22 protein-coding genes and 2 pseudogenes are annotated in these 23,271 nt (G+C 68.2%); 12 read left to right on the top strand and 12 right to left on the bottom strand.

The genetic code is table 11. From position 1 onward, the window contains the following. The gene (locus ACFOPO_RS05190) at nt 1–789 is read right to left on the bottom strand and encodes an exodeoxyribonuclease III (protein ID WP_386701616.1); all 789 of its coding nucleotides are present in this window, start codon (nt 787–789) and stop codon (nt 1–3) included. 100 nt (nt 790–889) lie between these two features. On the opposite strand from ACFOPO_RS05190, the gene ACFOPO_RS05185 reads away from it, so the two are divergent. From ACFOPO_RS05185 to ACFOPO_RS05175, 3 genes are all read left to right on the top strand, one after another. Continuing rightward, a complete protein-coding gene (locus tag ACFOPO_RS05185; protein ID WP_386701614.1) occupies nt 890–1,396 on the top strand; it encodes a GNAT family N-acetyltransferase in 507 nt (168 codons plus the stop codon). Between the two features lie 10 nt (nt 1,397–1,406). Beyond that, nucleotides 1,407–2,069, top strand: a complete 663-nt coding sequence (gene pyrE / locus ACFOPO_RS05180; protein ID WP_386701612.1) for an orotate phosphoribosyltransferase — start codon at nt 1,407–1,409, stop codon at nt 2,067–2,069. 64 nt (nt 2,070–2,133) lie between these two features. Beyond that, the gene (locus ACFOPO_RS05175; RefSeq protein WP_386701609.1) at nt 2,134–2,760 is read left to right on the top strand and encodes a hypothetical protein; all 627 of its coding nucleotides are present in this window, start codon (nt 2,134–2,136) and stop codon (nt 2,758–2,760) included. Between the two features lie 68 nt (nt 2,761–2,828). On the opposite strand, the gene ACFOPO_RS05170 is transcribed toward ACFOPO_RS05175, so the two are convergent. The 3 genes and pseudogenes from ACFOPO_RS05170 to coaBC form a co-directional block, all read right to left on the bottom strand. Then, entirely contained in the window at nt 2,829–5,147 is a 2,319-nt protein-coding gene (locus ACFOPO_RS05170; RefSeq protein ID WP_386701606.1) for a phosphomannomutase/phosphoglucomutase, read from the bottom strand. 24 nt (nt 5,148–5,171) lie between these two features. Next, nucleotides 5,172–5,630 carry a dUTP diphosphatase gene (gene dut, locus ACFOPO_RS05165; RefSeq protein WP_386701604.1) on the bottom strand — a complete coding sequence of 153 codons (459 nt, stop codon included), beginning with the start codon at nt 5,628–5,630 and terminating at the stop codon, nt 5,172–5,174. A 135-nt stretch (nt 5,631–5,765) separates the two neighbouring features. Then, nucleotides 5,766–7,002: pseudogene (gene coaBC, locus ACFOPO_RS05160) on the bottom strand (bifunctional phosphopantothenoylcysteine decarboxylase/phosphopantothenate--cysteine ligase CoaBC). A 229-nt stretch (nt 7,003–7,231) separates the two neighbouring features. On the opposite strand from coaBC, the gene radC reads away from it, so the two are divergent. The 4 genes from radC to ACFOPO_RS05140 all read left to right on the top strand — a co-directional run bounded on the left by radC (nt 7,232) and on the right by ACFOPO_RS05140 (nt 10,956). After that, the gene (gene radC / locus ACFOPO_RS05155; RefSeq protein ID WP_386701602.1) at nt 7,232–7,906 is read left to right on the top strand and encodes a DNA repair protein RadC; all 675 of its coding nucleotides are present in this window, start codon (nt 7,232–7,234) and stop codon (nt 7,904–7,906) included. A 63-nt stretch (nt 7,907–7,969) separates the two neighbouring features. Then, a complete protein-coding gene (argS, locus tag ACFOPO_RS05150; RefSeq protein WP_386701600.1) occupies nt 7,970–9,658 on the top strand; it encodes an arginine--tRNA ligase in 1,689 nt (562 codons plus the stop codon). After that, nucleotides 9,659–10,480, top strand: a complete 822-nt coding sequence (locus ACFOPO_RS05145) for an SPOR domain-containing protein (RefSeq protein WP_386701598.1) — start codon at nt 9,659–9,661, stop codon at nt 10,478–10,480. It begins immediately after the preceding gene. Nucleotides 10,481–10,560: 80 nt separating this feature from the next. Next, nucleotides 10,561–10,956 carry a hypothetical protein gene (locus ACFOPO_RS05140; protein ID WP_386701596.1) on the top strand — a complete coding sequence of 132 codons (396 nt, stop codon included), beginning with the start codon at nt 10,561–10,563 and terminating at the stop codon, nt 10,954–10,956. Here ACFOPO_RS05140 and ACFOPO_RS05135 read toward each other — a convergent pair. Both ACFOPO_RS05135 and speA read right to left on the bottom strand, forming a co-directional pair. Continuing rightward, a pseudogene (locus tag ACFOPO_RS05135) lies at nt 10,940–11,848 on the bottom strand (NAD(P)-dependent oxidoreductase); the annotation flags it as partial. The gene ACFOPO_RS05140 and the pseudogene ACFOPO_RS05135 sit on opposite strands and share 17 nt — an antisense overlap. An 85-nt stretch (nt 11,849–11,933) precedes the next feature. Further along, nucleotides 11,934–13,832 carry an arginine decarboxylase gene (gene speA / locus ACFOPO_RS05130; RefSeq protein WP_386701594.1) on the bottom strand — a complete coding sequence of 633 codons (1,899 nt, stop codon included), beginning with the start codon at nt 13,830–13,832 and terminating at the stop codon, nt 11,934–11,936. 260 nt (nt 13,833–14,092) lie between these two features. On the opposite strand from speA, the gene speE reads away from it, so the two are divergent. Together speE and ACFOPO_RS05120 are read left to right on the top strand one after the other, a co-directional pair. Then, nucleotides 14,093–14,944, top strand: coding sequence for a polyamine aminopropyltransferase (speE, locus tag ACFOPO_RS05125; RefSeq protein ID WP_386701592.1), 852 nt, complete (start codon nt 14,093–14,095; stop codon nt 14,942–14,944). Nucleotides 14,945–15,160: 216 nt separating this feature from the next. Beyond that, complete coding sequence (locus tag ACFOPO_RS05120; RefSeq protein ID WP_386701590.1) at nt 15,161–15,826, top strand: kinase; 666 nt, start codon at nt 15,161–15,163, stop codon at nt 15,824–15,826. Here ACFOPO_RS05120 and ACFOPO_RS05115 read toward each other — a convergent pair whose 3' ends face one another. The 3 genes from ACFOPO_RS05115 to ACFOPO_RS05105 form a co-directional block, all read right to left on the bottom strand. Next, nucleotides 15,827–16,948 carry an acyltransferase family protein gene (locus tag ACFOPO_RS05115; protein WP_386701588.1) on the bottom strand — a complete coding sequence of 374 codons (1,122 nt, stop codon included), beginning with the start codon at nt 16,946–16,948 and terminating at the stop codon, nt 15,827–15,829. Nucleotides 16,949–17,019: 71 nt separating this feature from the next. Beyond that, nucleotides 17,020–17,358, bottom strand: coding sequence for a P-II family nitrogen regulator (locus tag ACFOPO_RS05110; protein WP_158732151.1), 339 nt, complete (start codon nt 17,356–17,358; stop codon nt 17,020–17,022). 93 nt (nt 17,359–17,451) lie between these two features. After that, a complete protein-coding gene (locus ACFOPO_RS05105; protein ID WP_386701586.1) occupies nt 17,452–18,300 on the bottom strand; it encodes a class I SAM-dependent methyltransferase in 849 nt (282 codons plus the stop codon). A 237-nt stretch (nt 18,301–18,537) separates the two neighbouring features. Between ACFOPO_RS05105 and ACFOPO_RS05100 the strand changes: the two genes are divergently transcribed. Together ACFOPO_RS05100 and ACFOPO_RS05095 are read left to right on the top strand one after the other, a co-directional pair. Beyond that, nucleotides 18,538–18,804, top strand: a complete 267-nt coding sequence (locus ACFOPO_RS05100) for an accessory factor UbiK family protein (RefSeq protein ID WP_386701583.1) — start codon at nt 18,538–18,540, stop codon at nt 18,802–18,804. A gap of 12 nt (nt 18,805–18,816) precedes the next feature. Beyond that, nucleotides 18,817–20,331: a YifB family Mg chelatase-like AAA ATPase gene (locus ACFOPO_RS05095; RefSeq protein ID WP_386701581.1), complete on the top strand. Its 1,515-nt coding sequence runs from the start codon at nt 18,817–18,819 to the stop codon at nt 20,329–20,331. A 48-nt stretch (nt 20,332–20,379) separates the two neighbouring features. Here the strand turns inward: ACFOPO_RS05095 and ACFOPO_RS05090 are convergent, their stop codons facing one another. From ACFOPO_RS05090 to ACFOPO_RS05080, 3 genes are all read right to left on the bottom strand, one after another. Beyond that, complete coding sequence (locus ACFOPO_RS05090) at nt 20,380–20,853, bottom strand: hypothetical protein (RefSeq protein ID WP_386701578.1); 474 nt, start codon at nt 20,851–20,853, stop codon at nt 20,380–20,382. A gap of 107 nt (nt 20,854–20,960) precedes the next feature. Beyond that, on the bottom strand, nt 20,961–21,434 hold the full coding sequence (locus ACFOPO_RS05085; protein WP_386701576.1) for a hypothetical protein: 474 nt from the start codon (nt 21,432–21,434) through the stop codon (nt 20,961–20,963). Nucleotides 21,435–21,513: 79 nt separating this feature from the next. Continuing rightward, nucleotides 21,514–22,695, bottom strand: a complete 1,182-nt coding sequence (locus tag ACFOPO_RS05080) for a putative peptide maturation dehydrogenase (RefSeq protein WP_386701573.1) — start codon at nt 22,693–22,695, stop codon at nt 21,514–21,516. Between the two features lie 118 nt (nt 22,696–22,813). On the opposite strand from ACFOPO_RS05080, the gene ACFOPO_RS05075 reads away from it, so the two are divergent. Beyond that, complete coding sequence (locus ACFOPO_RS05075) at nt 22,814–23,164, top strand: NHLP-related RiPP peptide (RefSeq protein ID WP_386701571.1); 351 nt, start codon at nt 22,814–22,816, stop codon at nt 23,162–23,164. Nucleotides 23,165–23,271: the final 107 nt, after the last annotated feature.

Raw genomic sequence — 23,271 nt, 5'->3', positions numbered from 1 at the left:
TCAGAGCTCATAGTCGACCGTGAAAGGAGCGTGGTCGGAGAAGCGGGGGTCGCGCGCGATCGAGCAGGCCTTCAGCTTGTCGCGCAGCGACGGCGTCGCCAGCTGGTAGTCGATGCGCCAACCCACGTTGTTGGCGCGCGCGGCGCCGCGGTTGCTCCACCAGGTGTAGTCCTGGCCGTCGGTGTGCAGCGCGCGGTAGGCATCGACCCAACCGCTGTCTTCGGCGCACAGACCATTGAGCCACTCGCGTTCCGGCGGCAGGCAGCCCGAGTTCTTCTGGTTACTGGTCCAGTTCTTGATGTCCAGGCGCGAGCGGACGATGTTCCAGTCGCCGCACAGGACATAGTCGCGACCGCTGGCGAGCCATTCGTCCAGGCGCGGCTTGAGCCACTCCATCACTTCGAACTTGAAGCCCTGGCGCTCGTCGCCGGAAGAACCGGAGGGAATGTAGAACGACACCACGCTGAGGTTGCCGAAGCGCGCTTCGATGTAGCGACCCTCGTCGTCGAACGGTGCCCAGCCCATGGCGGTGCGCACTTCGTCGGGCTCGCGGCGGCTGTAGATCGCCACGCCGCTGTAGCCCTTCTTGGTGCTGGCATCCTTGAACCACGCCTTGTAACCGTCGGGGCGGAATTGCGATTTCAAGCCGTCCGCGTCACCGAGCTGGTGTTCCTGCGCCTTGGTTTCCTGAACGCACAACACGTCGGCATCCTGGGAGCGGAACCAGTCGAAGAAGCCCTTGTTGGCGGCCGACCGCAGGCCATTGGCGTTGAAGCTGATGATGCGCATGCGCACTCCATGACGGTGTGCGGCGATCATAGCCCGGACGCGGCAGGCAGGGCCTATCATTCCCGCCATGCCAGCCATCGCGCCCCCGGCCATCTCGTCCTTGGAAACAGCCACCCGCGTGCGCGTCGCCTGCGTTCTCGACGAGGACACCGCCGCGGCGGTGCGGGCACTGCGCGTGGCCGAAGACCAGTACCGCTACGTCGGCGACACTGCTTTCAACCTCGCCGACAGCCTGCGCGACCCGATGAGCGAAGCGATGGCGGTGCTCGCCGACGACCAGGTCGTCGGCTTCTACCGGCTCGACTTCGCCCCCAATGCCGTCGCCGGGCGGCCGATGCACGCCCCCAGCGTCGGCCTGCGCGCGTTCGTGATCGGACTCGACCAGCAGGGGCGTGGCCTGGGCACGCAAGCGATGGCGGCCTGTTGCGCCGACCTGCGCCTGCGCCATCCCGATCGCGCCCTGCTGGTGCTCACGGTCAACTGCAACAACCACGCCGCGATCAGCGCTTACCGCAAGGCCGGCTTCGTCGACACCGGCGAGCTGTATCAGGGCGGCAGCGCCGGCCCGCAACACCTGATGCTCATTCCCCTTCACCCGAATTCCTGACAGCGCCGCCATGACCGACCACCGCACCCGCTTCCTGCAGCTCGCCCTGCGCGCCGACGCCCTGCGCTTTGGCGAATTCACGCTCAAGTCCGGGCGCCAGAGTCCGTACTTCTTCAACGCCGGCCGCTTCGACTCCGGCACGGCCCTGGCCGAACTGGCCAGCTGCTACGCCGATGCCATCGATGCGCAGTCGGTCGCCTTCGACCTGCTGTTCGGGCCGGCCTACAAGGGCATCCCGCTGGCGACGGCGCTTGCCTGCGAATACGCACGCCGTGGCCGCGACCTGCCGGTGGCGTTCAATCGCAAGGAAGCCAAGGCCCACGGCGAAGGCGGCAGCCTGATCGGCGCGCCGCTGCAGGGCCGCAAGGTACTGATCGTGGACGACGTGATCACCGCCGGCACCGCGATCCGCGAGGCGCTGTCGATCATTCGCGAGGCCGGCGGCGAGCCGGCCGGGATAGTCATCGCGCTCGACCGCCAGGAGGCCGTCGACCCGGCCACTTCCCGACGTTCTGCGGCACAAACCGTCGCGGCCGACCAGGGCCTGCCGGTGATTGCCGTGGCCAATCTGTCCGACCTGTTGGCCTTCGCCGGTGGCAACGCGGAGCTCGCCAGCCAGCGCGAGCGCCTGCTGGCGTACCGGGATGCCTACGGAAGCGAAGCCGCCGCGTGAGCGACGCGAGGATGGCGTGAGTCTTGCATGGAGTTGTGGACAACGTTGCCGCCAGCAAGCACCCATGACCAAGACGCTTCCCCTGCTCGCCTGCACCCTGTTGATTGCCGCGACTGGATCGACATTGGCGCAGCAGGCTCCGACCAAAAAGCTGTACTGCTGGAACGAGAACGGTGCCAGGGTCTGCGGCGACGCCCTGCCCGCGCACGCGGTCGACAATGCCCGCACCGAATTCAATTCGAGCGGCCGCGCCGTCAGCCAGCTGCCGCGCGCGCTTACCGACGAAGAGCGTGCCGCCGCCGCGGCGCAGGCCAAGCTCGACCAGGACGCCCGGGCCGCCGCCGAAGTGGCGGCGCGGCGTGACCGTGCGATGGCGGAGTCCTACGCGACAGAAGAAGACCTGCGCCGGGCCTTCGGCGAGCGCATCGCGTTGATGGACGAGACGATCAAGGCCTCCAGGCTCGGCGTAGAAGGCCGTCGCCAGAGCCTGGTGAGCCTGCTCGGCCGCGCCGGCGAGACCGAACTGTCCGGTAAGCCGGTGCCGAAGAAGGCCAGCGACAACATCCTGACCCAGCACGAGCTGCTGCTGCGGCAGAGGTCGATGCTCGCCGCGCAGTTGGCCGAGCGCGAACTGATCGATGAAGACCTCGAGGCCGCACTGGTGCGCTACCACGAGATGAAGAAGGATTGAGCTGAGGCTTTCCCTCATCCGCCCTTCGGGCACCTTCTCCCGCTAGCGGGAGAAGGTTCCAGGCTCCATCAGAACGGCAGCACCAGGTCGGGCTTCAGTGCGAGCAGCTGGGCGCGGAAGTCGGCCTTGATGCGCGCAAGCGCGTCGGCGCTGTCGGCATCGAAGCGCATCACCAGCACCGGCGTGGTGTTGGACGCACGCACCAGTCCCCAGCCATCGGCATAGTCGACGCGCAGGCCGTCGATGGTCGACAGGCGTGCGCCTTCGAAGCGGGCTTCGTCGCGGAAACGGTCGACGAACGTGTGCGGGTCGCCGTCGGGTGCATCGACCTTGATCTCCGGGGTCGACACGCCGTTGGGCAGCGCGTTGAGGGTCTCGCTCGGGCTGCGCGGCTGCGCGGCCAGGATCTCCAGCAGGCGAGCGGCGGCGTAGATGCCGTCGTCGAAACCGTACCAGCGCTCCTTGAAGAAGAAGTGGCCGCTCATCTCGCCGGCCAGCTCGGCGTCGGTCTCGCGCATCTTGGCCTTGATCAGCGAGTGCCCGGTCTTCCACATCAGCGGGCTGCCGCCGTGGCGCAGGATCTGGCCCGGCAAGCGGCCGGTGCACTTCACGTCGTACAGGATCACCGCGCCCGGATTGCGCTCAAGCACGTCGGCCGCGAACAGCATCAGCAGGCGATCGGGGAAGATGTTCTCGCCGTCGCGCGTGACCACGCCGAGGCGGTCGCCGTCGCCATCGAAAGCAATGCCCAGGTCGGCGTCCAGGCGCTGCACCATCTTGATCAGGTCGACCAGGTTGTGCGGCTCGCTCGGGTCCGGATGGTGGTTCGGGAAGGTGCCGTCGATATCGCAGTACAGCGGCGTGACTTCGGCGCCGATCGCGCTGAGCACGCGCGGACCGATCTCGCCGGCGACGCCATTGCCGGCATCGACCACGATCTTCAGCGGGCGATCGATCTGCACGTCCGAGGCGATGCGCTGGACGTAGTCCTCGGAGATGTCGCGCTCGCTCAGGTTGCCCAGGTCGGCCAGATGCAGGCGGTCGTCGGCGATGCGCGCGTACAGGTCGGTGATCGCGGTGCCGGACAGCGTTTCGCCGCCCACCACGATCTTGAAGCCGTTGTAATCCGGCGGGTTGTGGCTGCCGGTCACCGACACGCACGAACCGGCGCGCAGGTGGTAGGCGCCGAAATAGACCACCGGCGTGGGTGCCATGCCGATGTCGACGACGTTGCGTCCAGCCTTGCGAAGGCCGGCGATGAGGCCTTCGGTCAGCATCGGGCCGGACAGGCGGCCGTCACGGCCCACGACAATGTCGGTCAGGCCCTGGTCGTGCATCAGCGAGCCGATCGCATGGCCGATCAGTTCAGCCACGCCGGCGTCCAGCGACTGGCCGACCACGCCGCGGATGTCGTAGGCGCGGAAGATGCCGCGGTCGATGGCGACGGGCAGGGCGGGAGTGGCGGGCTTGGACTGGGGCACGGGCGGTGGTTTCACGGGCTGGGGAGCTTGCTCCATGCTCTCCGCCAACGTCTGAACCTCACCCTCCTCAGCCGTCTCGGCCTTGCCGCGAGCCAGCTTCAGGTGCGGCAGGCGCCATGCCAGCAGGGCCAGCAGGGCGAACACGATGGCGGCGGCGAAGCACAGCATCGCGTCCAGGCCCAGCGGGCCACCGGCGACGTCGGGTACCGCAGCGGCCACGCGCAGGTCGGTCCCAGGGATCTTGGCAGCCAGCGCTTCGGCGCCCCCGGCCAGGCCGGTGTCGCCGCGCTCGAGTGCGCTGTAGCCGCCCTGGCGCAGGGCGACGTAGCTGTCATCGGACACTTCGGCGCTCTCCAGCACAGAAGTGACCTTCTGCAGCGGCAGGCGCACATAGGCCACGCCGACCATCTGCTCGCCGTTGCGCGCGGGGGCCGACAGCGCAAGCTGCGGGCCGCCGGCATGGCGGACCAGGCCGGCAGCCGGCCGCTCGGTGGCGATTGCGGCCTCGATCACGCCCAGGCGGCCATAGCCCCCCTTGGGCAGCGCTGCGTACTCGGCGCTCAGGTCGACCGGCAAGATGACCACGTCGCTGGCGCCTGCCCAACCCTTGCCAAGCTGGCTGGAGGCCCCCGCGAGGTCGCCGGTGGCCAGTGCGGCCTGCAGCTCAGGCGCGGCAAGTCGCTGGGTCAGTTGCTTCTGCTCGGCGATCAGTGCGCGCTGCGCAGCCTGCACCGCTTCGTCGCGCACCGCAGCCACATCCTGCCGGCGCTCGCTGTCCTGGTGCAGCTGCCAGCCGCTCCAGCCGAACCAGGCGGCCAGCAGCACACACGCTGCTATGACGAGCGGCAGCACCGACTTGAGCTGGTCGGCCGAAACCGACAGCTGTTCCTTCTCAACACCCTTCATGACTTCCCCTTGTCCAGCGCAACGTCAGCGCACGCCGGTGTGGCCGAAGCCACCGGCACCACGGGCGCTGGTTTCGAATTCTTCAACCACCTGCAGCGTCGCCCGCACGATGGGCAGGATGACGAGCTGGGCGATGCGATCCCCAGGCTGCATCGTAAAAGCCTCGCGGCCTCGGTTCCAGACGCTGATCAACAATGGCCCCTGGTAATCGGCGTCGATCAGGCCGGTGCCGTTGCCCAGCACGATGCCGTGCTTATGCCCCAGGCCCGATCTCGGCAGGATCACCGCGCACATCGTCGGGTCGCCCAGGTGGATGGCCATGCCCGACGGAACCAGCGCCGTGTCGCCTGGCTGCAGCACCAGCGGCTCGGCGAGCGCGGCGCGCAAGTCGAGGCCGGCGCTGGCAGTGGTGGCGTAATCCGGTAGCGGCCACTCCGAGCCGAAACGCGGGTCGAGGATCCGGAGCTGGAGGATGTGGTGCATTCGTGGCTTCTGATGGGCGTCGTTGCGGGAGCCGGCATGAACCGACGCAAATACCATGCCATGACTGGCGCCTGTGCGGGATGGCACGTTCGAATTTGTGCGCAAGAAAGTGTCGCGCTGCAGTTTGCCCCGCGCTCAGGGTCCTGGCAGTCGCTGGGCGACCAGGTCCAGCAACGCGTCGGCCAGTTCGATTTTCGGCGCCGGCCCCAGCACCGCGGTGGCGCCGTCGGCCGCAAACACATGCAGCGTGTTGTCGTCACTCTCGAAGCCGCTGCCGGCAACGCCCACGCGATTGGCCGCGATCAGGTCCAGGCGCTTGTTCTCGAGCTTGCCGCGCGCGTAAGCCTCGACGTGGTCGGTCTCGGCGGCGAAGCCCACCACCAGGCGTGGGCGCTGCGCGTGCGAGGCGATGTCGGCCAGGATATCGCGGGTGCGCACCAGGACCAGGGTGAGCGAGTCCTGCCCGGACTGCTTCTTGATCTTGCTGTCGGCCGGATGGGCCGGGGCGAAGTCGGCGACCGCAGCGGCACCGACATAGACGTCGGCCGGCAGTCGCGCCAGCACCGCTTCGTGCATCTGTGCCGCCGAGCGCACGTCCAGGCGCTGCACGCCATCGGGCGTGGGCAGCGAGACCGGACCGGCCACCAGCACGACCTGCGCCCCGCGACGGGCCGCCGCCTGGGCGATGGCGAACCCCATCTTGCCGCTGCTGCGGTTGCCGATGAAGCGGACCGGGTCGATGTCCTCGAAGGTGGGACCGGCGCTGACCACGATGCGCAGGCCGGCGAGCGATGCGTGCGTGCTCATGCCGTCCTCATGCCCGCGCCAGTGCCAGTGCAGACACGATCTCTTCCGGCTCGGCCATGCGGCCCGGACCCGATTCGCCTTCGGCCAGCGGACCGTCGTTGGGACCGACCACGTCGACACCACGACCGCGCAGGGTCGCGATGTTGGCTTGGGTGGCCGGGTGCAGCCACATGCGGTGGTTCATCGCCGGCGCCACAGTGACGGGCGCGGTGGTTGCCAGGCACAACGTGCTGACGAGGTCGTCGGCGAATCCGTGCGCCAGCTTGGCCAGGGTGTTGGCGGTGGCCGGCGCGATGACGACGCGGTCGGCCCAGCGCGCCAGTTCGATGTGGCCCATGGCCGCCTCGGCCGCCGAATCCCACAGCGAGGTGCGCACCGGTCGGCCCGACACGGCCTGGAAGGTCGTTGCGCCAACGAAATGCTGCGCGTTTTCCGTCATGGCCACGGTCACTTCGGCGCCGGCGTCGCGCAGGCGGCGCACGAGCTCGGCGGACTTGTAGGCGGCGATGCCGCCGCAGACGCAGAGCAGGATCTTGTGTCCTTGCAGGGCACTGGGTCCGGTCATCTGTGGGAACTACCTGACGACAATTCGATCTTTAGCTTACCCGATGGGGCGCCGCGGCCCTGCGGCGGCGGCAGACCGCAAAGGGTGCAATGGCGTCGGGTGGTCGGTCGTCGTGACGCAGCTTCCAGTCCTGTCGGGATCTTTGTCTTCAGGGCCCGCCGGGCCTGGATGCAACCCCTCGCCCCGCGGCGGCCGACCACCTCCCCCGCACCCGCCCGCAAGGACGCCCATGCCCATCCGCGACTGGCCCTGCAGCGAACGCCCGCGCGAACGGCTGCTGGCCCAGGGCGCCAGCGTGCTGTCGGACGCCGAACTGCTGGCGCTCTTCCTCGGCTCGGGCCTGCGTGGCCGCGACGCCATCACCACGGCCCGCGACCTGTTGCAATCGCACGGGCCGCTGCGGGCGTTGCTCGAACACACCCCGCAGCAGCTGGCACGCCTGCCGGGGCTGGGGCCCGCCCGCGCCTGCCTGCTGGCGGCAGCACTCGAACTGGGCCATCGCCGGCTGGGCGCCGACCTCGAACGCGGCATCGCCCTCGACGACCCGATGTCGGCCGGCCGTTATTTCGCCCAGCGCCTGCGCGGCCTCAGCCACGAAGTGTTCGCGGTGCTCTTCCTCGACACCCGCCACCGCGCGCTGGCGTTCGAGGAGATGTTCCGCGGCACCCTGGACGGCGCCGAAGTGCATCCGCGCGAAGTGGTCCGGCGCGCGCTGGCCCACAACGCCGCGGCGCTGATCGTGGGCCACAACCATCCCAGCGGGAACCCCGAACCCAGCGCCGCCGACCGTGCGATCACCTCCCGCCTGAAACAGGCCCTGGCGCTGGTCGAGCTGCGACTGCTCGACCACTTCGTGATCGCCGACGGTCCGCCGGTGTCGATGGCCGCGCGCGGCTGGGTGTGACGCCCATACCCTTCGCGCCCCGTCGCGTACAATCCCGGGTCCCGCAACACCCGCAGACTCCCCGTGAAAGCCACTCTTCGCGCCCTGGTGGCGCAGGCCATCGACGCCCTCCGCGCCGCCGGCACCCTGCCGGCCGACCTGGCCACGCCCGAGTTCGTGATCGAGCGTCCCAAGAGCCATGCGCAGGGGGATTTCTCGACCAATGCGGCGATGCTGCTGGCCAAGCCCGCCAAGTCCAACCCGCGCGCGATCGCGCAGGCGCTGGTCGATGCGCTGCCGGCCAGCGCCGAAGTGGGCAAGGTCGAGATTGCCGGCCCCGGCTTCATCAACTTCCACGTCGCCGAGAGCGCGTGGCGCGCCCGCATCGGCGAGGTCTTCACGCAGGGCAGCCGCTACGGCCGCAACGCGACGGGCAAGGGCCATCGTGCCGGCGTCGAGTTCGTCTCGGCCAACCCGACCGGCCCGCTGCACGTCGGTCACGGCCGCGCCGCGGTGATCGGCGACTGCGTGGCGCGCGTGCTCGATGCGAACGGCTGGGATGTGACGCGCGAGTTCTACTACAACGACGCCGGCGCGCAGATCAACAACCTCGCCATCTCGGTGCAGGCGCGCGCGCAGGGCAAGGGTCCGGATGACGCCGGCTGGCCGGAGGACGGCTACCGCGGCGACTACATCAAGGACGTCGCCACCGCCTACCTCGAGGGCGCCAGCGTCGAAGTCGACGGCCATGTCGTCACCGGCGAGAAGAACCCGGACGATCTGGACGCAATCCGCCGCTTCGCCGTGGCGTACCTGCGCCGCGAGCAGAACCTCGACCTGGCCGCGTATGGCGTCGCTTTCGACGTCTATTTCCTCGAGTCGTCGCTGTACACCGACGGCAAGGTCGAGGAAACCGTGCGCGAGCTGGTCAAGCACGGCCACACCTACGAGGAAGGCGGCGCGCTCTGGCTGCGCAGCACCGACTTCGGTGACGACAAGGACCGCGTCATGCGCAAGTCCGACGGCACCTACACCTACTTCCTGCCCGACGTGGCCTACCACCTGTCGAAGTGGCAGCGCGGCTACGAGCGCGCGATCACCGAACTGGGCGCCGACCACCATGGCAGCCTGGCGCGCGTGCGCGCCGGCCTGCAGGCGCTGGACTGCGGCATCCCTCAGGGATGGCCGGAATACGTGCTGCACCAGATGGTGACGGTGATGCGCGGCGGCGAGGAGGTGAAGTTGTCCAAGCGTGCCGGCAGCTACGTCACCCTGCGCGACCTGATCGACGAAGTCGGCCGCGATGCCACGCGCTGGTTCCTGATCGCGCGCAAGCCCGATTCGCAGCTGACCTTCGACATCGATTTCGCCCGCAGCCAGTCGCTCGACAACCCGGTCTACTACGTGCAGGTGTCGCATGCGCGCATGTGCGGCCTGGTGCGCCAGCTCAAGGAGCGAGGCCTGGGTTACGACCAGGCCAATGGCCTGGCGCAGCCGCTCGACCTCGACGATGCCCCGGCACGCGAGCTGGTCGCCACGCTGCTGCGCTACGGCGACGTGGTCGAAACCGCGGGTCGCGACCTCGAACCGCACCAGATCGCCGTGTTCCTGCTCGAACTGGCACAGACCTTCCAGACGTACTACAACGACCACCAGTTCCTGGTCGACGACGCCAACACCCGCGATGCACGATTGGTGCTGGCGATGGCGACGCGCCAGGTCCTGGCCAATGGTCTCGAACTACTGGGCGTGAGCGCCCCCGAGGTGATGTAAGTGGCAGCACGACGCGGCAAGACACAGGCAAAGCGCAACCAGGGAAATGGCGGCGGCTTGCCGGGATGGGCATGGATGGTCCTGGGCATTTTGCTCGCTGTCGTGGTGATCCTGGTCGCGCCGAAGTACCTCAAGTCCGGCGGCGACGGCTTCTTCCGTCCGCAGCCGAACCCGGACGCGAAGCCGGCCGCGGTGTCGAGTGGCGAGGATGACGCCATCGCCAGCGACAGCAGCGAGCCGGCGGACAAGCCCAGGCGCGGCGGCGACGGCGAGGCCAAGAAGGACACCGACTACGACTTCTACACGCTGTTGCCGGGCAAGGAAGTGCCGATGTCCGACGCCGAGCTGGCCGCCAGCGAACAGGCCGAAGCCAAGCGCGATGCCGCGCGGCAGAAGGCGAACAAGGCAGACGACGCCGCTGCGGACAAGGACGACACCAAGGCCGTCGCGTCCCTGCCCAAGCCGGTGGAGACTGCGCCGGCGGCGGCGGCGACCACCACTCCGACGAACAACGATTCGACGCAGCCTGCGACAACCGCAACGACCACAGCCAGCGCGGCCGCGCCGGCCGCAGCCGCGGTCGACGACGGCACCCGTTACCTGCTCCAGGCCGGCGCGTTCCAGGCCTCGGGCCAGGCCGAGGAAATGAAGGCGAAGATCGCCCTGCTCGGCCTCAGCGCGCGCGTGGAGTCGGCGAGCATCAAGGGCTCGACGGTCTACCGCGTGCGGATGGGACCCTACGGCACCGCCAGCGACCTGGCGGATGCCAAGCGCAAGCTCGCCAGCGGTGGACTGCCGGCGCTGGCGATCAAGGTCAAGTAACGGCACCAAGCCTCTGCGACCACGGTCACCGCGCTGCGCGACGGCGCGGGCTAGACTGCGCCGATCTTCGAGGGGACGGCATGGACAAGCGCATTCTTTGGGGCTGCATCGCGGCGTTGGGCCTGCTGATGCTGTTTGCCCTGATCACGATGCTGTTGGACGCACAACTCAATCACGCGCTCAGTACACCGCTGGGCGACCTGCCCATGCTCGACCTGCTGGGCGTGCTGGTGGCGATGGCCGTGGGTGGCGCCATCGCCGGCGTGCGCTTCGCACCAATCGCTGCCGCGCTGATGGCCGTGGTCTGGCTGACGAGCTTTGCCGTTCCGGCGGCATCGCCCTCGATGCCGCTGTTGCCCGTGATCAAGTTGAACGCGATGGCGATGCTGCTGTCGCTCGCCGTCGCCGTGCTGGGCGCCCGCCTGGGCGCGCAGTACGGTCCGCAATGGCTGGCGCGGATCAGTCGCCGCGCTTGAGCGTGATGAGCGCCGACGTGTCGGCCTCGCCCTGGCCGTGTTCGATCAGCTCGGCGTAATCGGCCAATGCCTGTTCGACGGTCGGCAAGCGCAGGCCGCAGTCGCGCGCGATGGCCTGCACGATGCGCAGGTCCTTGAGCATGTGCGCGCACTTGAAGCCCGGCGCGAACTCGTCACGCAGCATGGTCGCGCCGCGCTTTTCCAGGAACCAGTTGCTCGCCGCGCCGGCCAGCAATGTCGGCAGCAGCTTGTCGGGATTCAGGCCGAGCTTCTCGCCCAGTGCCAGGCCTTCGCTGACGGCTTCGTTGATGCCGGCCACCAGCACCTGGTTGACCGCCTTGGTGGCCTGGCCGGCGCCGGTCGCACCCATGTGGGTGACGCGCGCGGCGTAGCTTTCGATGACGGGACGAACGTTGTCCAGCGCCTCCGAATCACCGCCGACCATGACCGAGAGCTTGCCGTTGCGCGCGCCCTCGACGCCGCCGGACACCGGCGCATCGAGGAAGGCGATGTTGTGCGCGCCGAGCATCGCGGCGCATCGACGCGCCGTCTCGACGGCGACGGTGGAGTGATCGATCACCACCGCGCCGGGCTTGAGCACTTCGGCCAGCGCGCCGACGTTCTCGAGCACGTCGGCGTCGAGCGAAACGCACAGCACCACCACGTCGCAGTCGGCGAAGTTCGCCGCCTGGCGCGCCGCGCGAACCGACAGCTCCGCCGCCATCGCATCGGCCTTGGCCTGGGTGCGGTTGCCCACCGCGGTCAGCAGGCCCTTGCCGTGTATGTAGCGCGCCATCGGCGCGCCCATCGCGCCCAGGCCGATCAATCCAACTTTCATCGTATTCACATTCCACGTGGTGTCGGGAGGGGCAGCGAGTCGCTGCCACCTTCCTGACTGATAACGCGATCCGCGCCCCGGCGGGGACCGCTATAGTCCGCGCCAGGGGCGCGGAGTCGTATTCGATGGTGCCTGACGCTTACGCCAGCGGCGTATCGTCGAGATAGGTGTAGCCGGTCAGCCCGGTTTCCAGGGCTGCGTCCATCCGCGCGGCCTCGTCCGCCGGCAAATTGGCCGCAGCAACCTTGGCCTGGTAGGCGGCGCGCAGGTCCGACAGCTTGTAGCCGACGTAGTCGAGCATGACATCGGTGGTGTCGCCGCGTCGCTGCTGGGTGAGCTGGTAGCCCTCGGCGGCCTTCGCGTCGACGCGCACTTCGATCGCATCGGTATCGCCGAACAGGTTGTGGATGTCGCCGAGGATCTCCTGGTAGGCACCGACCAGGAAGAAGGCGATGCGGTAGCTCTCGCCCGGGCGCGGCGCGTGCAGCGGCATCGAGGTGTCCAGGCCCTCGTTCTCGACGTAGGTCTTGACCGTTCCGTCGGAGTCGCAGGTCATGTCGGCGAGGATGCCGCGGCGCGTCGGCACCTCGTCCAGGCGTTCGATCGGCACGATCGGGAACACCTGGTCGATCGCCCACACGTCCGGGATCGACTCGAACACGCTGAAGTTGACGAAGTACTTGTCGACCAGGCGATCGTTGAGTTCGTCGAGCAGCTCGCGGTGGCTCTTCTCGTCGAAGCTCAGGCGCTTTCGCACGGCGTGGGCGATCGCATAGAACAGGTCGTCGATGCGCGCGCGATGCACCAGGTCGATCTGGCCCAGTGCGTACAGCGACAGGCCTTCGCTGTGGTGGTGCTGGGCCTCGTGGAACAGCTCCACCGCCGGGCGCTGGTCGAGCTCGGCGTGGATCTCGCGCAGGTGGCGGATCACCGGCGGCTCATCGTCGTGCTCGTCGGGGATGCGGCCTTCCGGCGCTTCCTCGACCTCGGACACGTTGGCCACCAGCACGGCGTGGTGCGCGGTCATCGCGCGGCCGCACTCGGTGACGATGCGCGGCGGCACCAGGCCGTGCTCGGCGCAGGCTTCAGCCAGCGGCTGCACGATGTTGCTGGCGTACTGGTGCACGCCGTAGTTGATCGAGCAGTAGCCGCGCGAGCGCGTGCCTTCGTAGTCGATGCCCAGGCCGCCGCCGACGTCCATGTAGGCGATGCGCGCACCCAGGCGCGACAGCTCGACGAAATAGCGGGTGGCCTCGCGCATGCCGTTGGCGATGTCGCGGACGTTGGAGATCTGCGAACCCATGTGGAAATGCAGCAGCTGCAGGCAGTCGGTCATGCCCGAGTCGCGCAGGTTCTTCCACAGGTCCAGCACCTGGCGCGGGGACAGGCCGAACTTGGCCTTGTCGCCGCCGCTGTTCTGCCACTTGCCGGCGCCGAGGCTGGCCAGGCGCATGCGCACGCCCAGGCCGGGCTTCACGCCCAGCGCCGCGGCTTCTTCCATCACGATCGCCAGCTCGGACGGCTTCTCGATCACGATGAAGGTCTGCAGGCCGAGCTTGCGGCCGATCAGGGCCAGGCGGATGTACTCGCGGTCCTTGTAGCCGTTGCAGACGATCAGGCCGCCGGGGCGGCTCAGCGCCAGCACCGCCATCAGCTCGGGCTTGCTGCCGGCCTCCAGGCCGAAGCCGTCGCCGTGGTGCGAAGCCAGCGTACCGGCCACGCCCTGGTGCTGGTTGACCTTGATCGGGTAGACGGCGGTGTAGCCGCCGGCATAGTCCCAGTCGGCCTGGGCCTGGGCGAAGGCTGACTGCAGCTTGCCGAGGCGATCGCCGAGGATGTCGGGGAAACGCACCAGCAGCGGCAGCTTGGCGCCGTTGCCGCGGGCACGGTCGACCACTTCCGGCAGCGAAATGTCCGGACCGGCAGCACCGCGCGGACGGACCACGACCTGCCCGGCCGCATTCACGTCGAAGTAGCCCTCCGACCAATGCGGAATCGAGTAGGTCTTGCGGGCCTGATCGAGCGACCAGTGGGACATCGGCGTGGTACCGGCGGAGGCGGGGGGACGCGCATTCTACAGCCCCGTGCGCCGGCGTCTGTTGACAGCGTGGCGGCAAGGCTCGCAACCGCTTCCTGCGGCGCCCGCGGCCGCCTGCCCGGCTACGCGAGCCGCCCGCCGCCGGCCCTGTCACACCCGGTCCGCTACAATGCCGCCCCCTTTCCCCGCCTGCGCCGGTCCGTTCGCGCCATCGACGACGGACACCTTCGGCCGCGGCCACCTCCCCTGGGACGAACCGCATGAGCAACAACACCTCCTGGCACTACGAGAATTTCGAACCGACCGGCTCGGCCATCGGCTATCGCATCACCCGCAAGCTGGACGAGGTGCAGTCGCCGTTCCAGAAGATCGAGATCTTCGAGAGCACCGACTGGGGCAACCTGATGCTCATCGACGGCGCGATGATGCTGACGACGAAGGACAACTTCTTCTATCACGAGATGATGTCGCACCCGGCGCTGTTCACCCATGCCGCGCCGAAGAACGTCGTGATCATCGGCGGTGGCGACTGCGGCACCCTGCGCGAGGTGCTCAAGCACCCGGGCGTGGAGAGCGCGGTGCAGTGCGACATCGACGAGCAGGTCACGCGCATGGCCGAGAAGTGGTTCCCGGAGCTGTGCGATTCCAACAACGATCCGCGCGCCAAGCTGCTGTTCGATGACGGCATCGCCTTCATGAAGAACGCCGAGCCCAACAGCCTGGATATCGTCATCGTCGATTCGACCGACCCGGTCGGCCCGGCCGAAGGCCTGTTCAACAAGGCCTTCTTCGAGAGCTGCTTCCGCGCGCTCAAGGACGACGGCATCCTGGTGCAGCAGTCCGAATCGCCGCTGATGCTGCTGAAGCTGATCAAGGAAATGCGCGCGGAGATGGGCAAGGCCGGTTTCACGACCTTCCAGACGCTGCCGTTCCCGCAGCCGTGCTACCCGACCGGCTGGTGGAGCTGCACGCTCGCGCGCAAGGGCAAGGGTTTCGATTTCCGCGAAGCCGATGCGCGTGCGAAGGCATTCGACACCCTCTACTACACCGCCGACATCCACCAGGGCGCGGCCAAGCTGCCGCCGTTCGTGGCTGCCGAACTGGGCGAGTAAGCACCGCCCCGATCCGCGCAAAGAGCCTCGCAGACGCGGGGCTCTTTTGCGTTCTCGGTCCAGAAAAGGCTGTCTGCATGCGATGCATCGTTCCGCTCGCGGACCTGTCACGAATGCCTCTGCGGCCTAGAATTTGCGCCTGCCTCGCCCTCCCCCTGCGAGACCGGCCCGTTCCCTCCCCCAGGCGGTTCACGGTGCCGGCCTGGATGCCGCCCAATGAATCTGCTGAAACCCCCGGCCCCGCAGGTGCGGCCGGTGCCGCGACCGTCGCGGATGCTCAAGCATGGCGAACGACTGCTCGAGCCCAATGTCTACGTAGCCGAACTCGGCGGCCGCCCTGCCGTGATCAAGGACTACAGCCGCTATCGCTGGACGCCGCTGGCGCCGTTCGCGCGCATCCTGGTGCGGCGCGAGGCGCGCGTGTTGCGGCTGCTGCGCGGCTGGCGCCATGCGCCGGCGCTGCTTGGCACGATCGGCGGCCTCGCCTTGGGCATGGAACTGGTGCACGGCGAGCCGCTCGACAACGACACCCTGCAAGCGGCCGGAACGCAGTTGTTCCAGCAGTTGCGCGGCGCGGTGGTCAGCCTGCATGCCGCCGGCATCACCCACAACGACCTGCACGCGTCCAACATCCTTGTCTGCGGCACGACGCCTGTGCTGATCGATTACGCGTCGGCGCTGCGCACGCCGCGCTGGCTGCGCGCATTGCCCCTGGTGCGGCAACTGCGCCGCAGCGACCTGGCCAATGTGTTCAAGATGCAGCAGCGCCTGACCGGCGAAGGCCCGACGCCTCAGCAGGCCGCGGCACTGGCCGAACCGAGCTGGGTGCGCGCCATACGCGATGGCTGGCGGCGGTTGTACCGCGTGCTCAAACGGCAATGATCAGGCGGTAACGGGTTCGCCGCTTGCCGCGGCACTGCGGCGCGTGGATTCCCGCCGCGCGCGCAGTTGCAGGAACGGCCGCTCGACGGCGTAGTGCAGCAGTGCCCCGCCGGCGAGCGTCGCCAATGCGTAGACCGCGAACGCGATCAGGCCACGATCCTGCAGCCATTGGCCGAACTGCAGGTCGACGGCATGGAAGACCAGTTTGTGGCTCAGGTACAGGCTGTACGAGATTGCCGCGATCCATGCCGCGCCTGGCACGTGCCAACGCCCGATCCAGCTGCGCGTGCTGGCGCCCGCCACCACCAGGCAGGCGATGGCCGCCGACAAAACCGGCCAGCCGATCGAGTTGCCCAGCAGCCCCGTGCGCTCCCGGAACAGCCAGAACGCCAGCGCCATCATCAGCAGGCCGATCACCAGGAAGGCATTGGCGCGTTCGCCCATGCGTGCCCACAGCGCCGGGCGATAGACCGAAAGGGTCGCCAGCACCACGCCGGCCAACAGGCCATCGAGGCGGTTCCAGGTCGGGTAATAGATGTCCTCGACGAACCAGTTGCGCGGCGGATCGAGCGCGGCGTCGTGCAGCCACGTGCCGGTGCGCACCGCGATGCCGGCGAGCAGGACGAATACGCACAGGCCTGCGAACTTCGCCACCGAAGGCCGTCGCGTCAGCCACCACGCCAGTGCCGGGAACACCAGGTAGAAGTGCTCCTCCACGCACAGCGACCACGCATGCGAGAACGCCGCCTGCGTGTCGTAGTGGACCAGCAGGTTCATCGTGAAGGTGGCGAACTGCCACCACGGCGCCATGCCATCGGCCTCATGCAGGGCGGGGAACGCGACGTAGATCGCCAGCACCACCGCGAACGCCGGCACGATGCGCCAGGCGCGGCGTGAGTAGAACGCGGCGAACGACAGTCGCTCGCCGCGCGCCAGCGGTGCCAGCACCTGGCGGCCGATCAGGAAGCCGCTGAGGACGAAGAAGATGTCCACGCCCATCCAGCCGAAGCGCGAGAGCCAAGCGAAATCGGGGCCGAGGCCACCGACGAGGAAAGAGTGGAACAGCATCACCCAGATGACGGCGATGGCACGCAGCAGGTCCAGCCCGGGAAGTCGGCTCATTTACATGTCATTGGTCGTTACGACGCCGGTCCGTGGCGCGACGGGCCTGTTGGGCAGGGTGCTGCGGAATACTAGAGCGCGTCGCCGTCCATCTCGCCGGTGCGGATGCGCACCGCGCGTTCGAGGTCCCAGACGAAGATCTTGCCGTCACCGATCTTGCCGGTGCCGGCCGCCTTCATGATCGCTTCGACCACGGCCTCGACCTGGTCGTCGGTGATGGCGACTTCGAGCTTGATCTTGGGCAGGAAGTCGACGACGTATTCGGCGCCGCGGTAGAGCTCGGTATGGCCCTTCTGCCGACCGAACCCCTTGACCTCGGTGGCGGTGATCCCGGCCACGCCGGCCTCGGCCAGCGCCTCGCGGACGTCGTCGAGCTTGAACGGCTTGATCACCGCCATGACCATCTTCATCGCATCTCTCCCGGTCCGGACCGGACCCCTGCCATGCGGCAGGATAGCGAAGACCGCGCCCGCGCGAGCATCGGCGCCTACCTCGTGGGTCGGCTACGCCGCTTTCGCCGTGATCGGCAGGCCCAGTTTCGACTGATGGACGATGCCCCACTCCGGATGGTCCGCATCGTGCAGCCGGATGTCCTGGAACCCGGCCGCCTCCAGCAACCGCACCAGGTGCGGATAGGCGAACCTTCGCAGCTCCAGCGTGGAACCGTCGCCGCCGTGGAAACACAGGTCGGTGAAACGCTGCTCACTGCCATCGGCCGTGACATTGATCAGCACCCGCGTGTCGCCTTCGCCCTCGATCCTGTAGTCATGCAGCTCGGGGTAATGCTCGACCGTTTCCCCTTCCACGGCATAGGGGACGGTGAATGCAAGCGTGCCGCCGGGCCTCAGCAGCGCCCGCAGGTTGCTGAAGGCGCGCTGCGGTGGCCCATCCACGTGCTCCAGGACATCGCTGCTGACGACGAAGTCGAACTGGCCAATCTGGTGCGCGCCCGGTGCGCGGATGTCCAGCAACGGCTCGGTGTGGAAGAAGGTATTGGTGTAACCGAACTTGCTCTCCAGCGCGTTGGCGTACAGGCCTGCATCGCTCATGCCGATGCCCCGGAGGTACTTGCGCCTGGGCAGGCGCTCGAGCGCGCGGACCTGGCCATCGCCGTCCAGGCTCGACTGCAATGCGGCCATGATGGCGCGGAAGCGCAGCGTCGACCCGCAGGCGACGCAACTGCGCACCTCCCGTGCTGAGATCACATCGCGGGACGCCAACAGGCGGTAGCCGCAGATATTGCATGCGGGCGCATGCGCCGACGGCGAGCTTGACGGGAAGGCGCCATGGCGGGCGCCGGCAACCAGGTGGCGAAGACGGCGTGCGCAGGTGGTGCGGAGCAGTTTTTGCATGATGCAGTCGATGGGGGAGGGTCTGCGGACCAGGGCGGATGACGGTGCCTGGCCGGTGCGCGGGGCTCATGGTGACCGAGTCGCCTCCCCCACTCAAGGCGCCGACACCGGTGAGACGCCGTGCGCTACAGTGTCCCGCCCGCTCGGAATTTCCTTACAGCAGGTTGCAGCAGACGCCTACGGCGCCCTCACGGCCCCCACCGCAAGCTGCGATGACTGCTGGAGGACACATCACCCATGATCGACCTCAACCACATCGACGACCTCGCCCGCCGCCTGAGCACCCTGGTCCCGCCGGGCCTGCGGGAGAGCCGCGAGGAGCTCCAGCAGAACTTCAAGTCGGTGCTGCAGTCCGGCCTGGCCAAGCTCGACCTGGTCACGCGCGAGGAGTTCGAAGTTCAGCGCGCGGTCCTGCTGCGCACCCGCGAGAAGCTCGATGAGCTGCAGCGCACCGTCGCCGAGCTCGAAGCCCAGCTTGGCGGCGACGCGTCTCCGCGCCACTAAGCCTGTTCCCGCATGAACCTGGCACTCGTGCACAGCCGTGCACGAACGGGCGTCCGTGCGCCGCCGGTACGGGTGGAGGTCTACCTGGCCGGCGGACTGCCGTCGATGTCGATCGTCGGCTTGCCCGCAGCAGCCGTGCGCGAGGCCAAGGACCGGGTTCGTGCGGCGATCCAGTGTGCCCAGTTCGAGTTCCCGGCGCGGCGCATCACCATCAACCTCGCGCCGGCCGACCTCCCCAAGGAAGGCGGGCGCTTCGACCTGGCCATCGCGCTGGGGATCCTCGCCGCCAGCGGGCAGATCCCGCTCCAATCGCTCAACGACCATGAGTTCGTTGGCGAACTGGGCCTGACCGGCGAGCTGCGCGCGGTCGACGGCGTGTTGCCGGCGGCCCTTGCCACCGCCGAAGCCGGGCGACGGCTGATCGTTCCGGCCGGAAACGGCGCCGAAGCCGCGCTCGCCAGCCGCGTTGAAGCCCGCACCGCGCGCACATTGCTGGAAGTGTGCGCGCACCTCACCGGCCGCAAGTCGCTGCCATTCGCCGAAGTCGTTCCAGGCGTGCGCAGCGGCCAGCCCGACCTCGCCGACGTCCGCGGCCAGGCGCATGCGCGACGCGCACTGGAAATCGCCGCCGCTGGCGGCCACCACATGTTGCTGGTCGGGCCGCCCGGCTGCGGAAAAACCCTGCTCGCCTCACGACTCCCGGGTCTGCTGCCGGAGGCATCCGAAGCCGAAGCGCTGGAAGCCGCTGCGATCGCCTCGATCAGCGGTCGCGGGCTGGACCCGGCCCGCTGGCGCGAACGCCCGTTCCGCGCGCCGCACCACACATCAAGTGCGGTCGCGCTGATCGGCGGCGGTGCGCAGCCGCGCCCGGGTGAAGTCTCGCTGGCCCATCACGGCGTGCTGTTTCTCGACGAGCTGCCCGAATGGGAACGGCGCGCGCTGGAAGTACTGCGCGAACCGCTCGAATCGGGCGTGGTGACGGTGTCGCGCGCGGCACGCAGCGCCGAGTTCCCGGCGCGGTTCCAGCTGGTGGCGGCCATGAACCCCTGCCCCTGTGGCTGGGCCGGCGACGCCTGCGGCCGTTGCCGCTGCAGCAGCGAGTCGATCGCGCGCTATCGCGGTCGCATCTCCGGGCCATTGCTCGATCGCATCGACCTGCATGTGGAAGTGGCGCGACTGCCGCCGTCGGAACTGCGCCCGGATGCGCCGCAGGGCGAAGACACCGCGACGGTACGCACGCGCGTCCTGGCAGCCCGCGAGCGACAAGTTGCACGATGCGGCAAGCCCAACGCGCGACTCGGCCAGGCCGAGACAACCGCGACGTGCCTGCTGTCAGCGAGTGATCACGCGCTACTTGAGCGCGCCGTCGATTCGCTGCAACTGTCGGCGCGTTCGATGCACCGGATCATGCGGGTGGCCCGGACCATCGCCGATCTCGCCGGCGAGGTGTCGATAGGCACGCCGCACCTGACCGAAGCGATTGGCTTGCGGCGCGCGGCGCGCGGACTGGAAGTGCAGGGAACCTGATCGCACCCCGGGCGCATCACGCTACCCGGGGCTACGATCGCGAGCGCGTCAGTTGCTGGCGCAGCCCTGGCAGATGCGGCGGTTTTCCATCACGTTGCGCGCGGCTTCCCGCTCTGCGCGCCACTGCGACTGGGTCTTGCAGACGCGCTCCTTGCGGGTGCTGCCCAGGATCGGGCGGCGCTCGCAGACCATGCGCTCATCGTCGTCGCTCTTGTTGACGACCGCTTCGATCCACTCGAGCGTGTTGAAGACTTCGGTCTTCTGGTCTTCGTTGAGTTCGTCGGTGGACTTCTTGCCGTCGATCGTGCGCAGCATGCGGTCCTGCTTGGTCAGCAGTTCGCTGCGCTGGCTCGACGTCAGGTCCTTGTAGGGACCGGTGCCGGCTTCGACGCCTTCGCGGATCTCGCGTTGCTGGGTGCGGATGTCATCGACCATCAGCACGCGGCTGTCGACGGACGCGAATGCCGGCAACGTCAGGGCCAGGCCCAGCACGGCGGCAGAAAGGAGGCGGAAAAAACGCATCGGTGGAGGACCTGGCTCAGGGTCCTCCAAAATAACTTGCCAGATTTGGCAATGTCGACTGCCTTTTCGCGCAAATTTCGTTCAGCGTTGTGAAGCCGCGCCTGCGCTCAATGGCCGACACAGTCCGGGCAGACACGGCTGCGCATGATCAGGTCGCGCGCACTCTCGCGGTCCTGGTCCCATCGCGCCTGGGTCTTGCAGATGCGCTCCTTGCGGGTGCTTCCGAGGATCGGGCGGCGCTGGCACACCATGCGTTCGTCGGCGTCGTCGTGGTTCAACACCGCCGAGATCCATTCCAGCGTGTTGAAGACTTCGTTCTTCTGCAGATCGTTGAGGTCGTTGCTGGTCGTCTTGCCCTCGATCGTCTGCAGCAACCGGGCCTGCCTGACCAGCAGTTCGCTGCGATCGCCCTCGCTGAGGTTCTTGTAGCGGCCCGCGCCGGCCTCCACGCCCGCGCGGATCTCTGCCTGCTGTGCGCGGACGTCATCGAGCATCAGCACTTTGCTGTCGGTGGTCGCGAACGCCGGCATGGATATCGCCAGGCCCAGCACAACGGTGGAGAGAAGGCGGAGAAGGCGCATCGGGCGGACCTCGTTGGTGGACGCCAAAAGTAACTTGCCCGATTCAGCAATGTCGACTGCCTCCTCACGCCAAAATCGTTCAGGTTTGAGGCGCCGGCTCCTTGGTCCCCCAGATGCGCTCGTTCGGATCCAGTTCGGCGGTCTCCATGACCTCCCCGCGCCAGCCGAAGCCGCAGATGGCCAGGGCGCCCTGGTGGATCGGGTCCAGCCCGAAGGCCTGTTCAAGCTCGACTTCGTTGATCGCGCCGGTGATGAACGCGCCCAGCCCGGCCTCGGTCGCGGCCAGGTAGAGGGTCTGCGAGATATGCCCGCCTTCCAGTGCGACCACCCGGTAGCCCTTGGCGTGCTGGCGGTACTTCCAGAAGGTGCGGTCGAAGCGCGGCGACAGCATCACGACCACATGGGCGTCGGCGAACCAGTGCTGCTGGGCGACCATGTCCATGACGAATTCGCGCAGCGGCTTGTCCGGGCCGGCCAGCGGTTCCAGCGCGTGCTCCTGCGCCTGGTAGTGGTACAGCCCCGGCTCCACGCCCTCGACGTGCTGGACGATCAGGTAGCACTCCATCGGGTGCAGGCCGCCGCCGGAGGGGACGTTCTTCTTGAGGAACACGGTGTCGTCGCTGACCCGCACCTCGGCCTGGGCGGCGAACACGCGCTGCAGCAGCTGGGCGAATAGCTCGTACGGCACCTTGCGGGCCGGGTCGAAGTTGCGGCAGGTGGCGCGGCGGGCGAGGAGGTCGTCGAAGGCGGTGGGGGCGATGCGGGGTAGCGGCTTGAGGCTCTCGGCCTGGGTGCGGCGCACGGCCTCGACGGGCGGCACGCCCAACACCTGCCGCATCTCCACTGCCGTCTCGGTGCCGCTGTCTTTCATGTTCTTCACTGTGTCCACGCCACTCCATCGGGTGAACGCGTGCAGGGTGGCGGCGAGCGGATGCCAGTAGGTGCCACGCAGCGATTCGTCGCGCGCACGCATGGCGGCATGGGCAGGGTCGTCGCTGACCAGCAGACCCCCGGCGAGCAAGCGCTCCATCGCGGCACGCTGGTCGATACCGGCAGCGTCGACCCACTGACCGGGGCTCATCGCCCCCAGCAGTTCGCGCTCGCTGCCGTCTACCTCGACCTCTGTCCCCAGGTGCGGGGCCAGGGCGAGCCAGCGGCGTTCGCGGCGCAGGCCGTCACCACCGCCGAGAAGCACGGCCAGATCGAACTCTGTCTGCTCGCGAGGCTCGAGGAACAAGACTGCACAACGACGGATACGCATCCCTGGCCCCCACGGTCGAAGGCCCTACTTTGCTTGCAACGCGCGCATTGCGGAAGTAGCTTGCGTGCCCGGTACCCGCTACCGGGTGCCGTCCGCCACCATCTGACGAGGGATCGCCATGCAGCATGCCGACGATATGCGCAGTTTTGTCGCACCGGTTGTAGCAAAGTCCCGCACCGCTCCGTTTGATCCAGCCGTCGCCGATCGCCTGTTGGCGCTCTTGAGCACGGATGATGCTTTTCGCGAGTTGTTCCAACTCGCGCCCCACGAGGCGCTGAAGCAGGTTGGGTATCGGCCTGCAGAAGGGGAAGCGTGGCTTGGCTGCTTCTTTGGAATCGAGCTTGCCTCCAAGGCGCAGATTGCGGAGGCGAGAAGCGCGATCCGCAACATGCTCCTGTCCGGCCTGGCTCAGATCTCTCCGTTGCTGGATACGGGACTGAGCTCGCGACTGCAGCCGCCCGGGGACTGACGCGCCCCAACTGCGTAGCCACCGCGCCGCTGCAGCCGGCAGCCCAGTTGTGACGGCGGGCACAGGCGGTTAGATTGCGCCATCACGGCCTGCAACGGGCCTCCGAG

Source organism: Lysobacter sp. GCM10012299 (assembly GCF_042649405.1).
Classification (GTDB): domain Bacteria; phylum Pseudomonadota; class Gammaproteobacteria; order Xanthomonadales; family Xanthomonadaceae; genus Lysobacter_J.
This window is presented reverse-complemented; position numbering and strand designations above follow the sequence as displayed.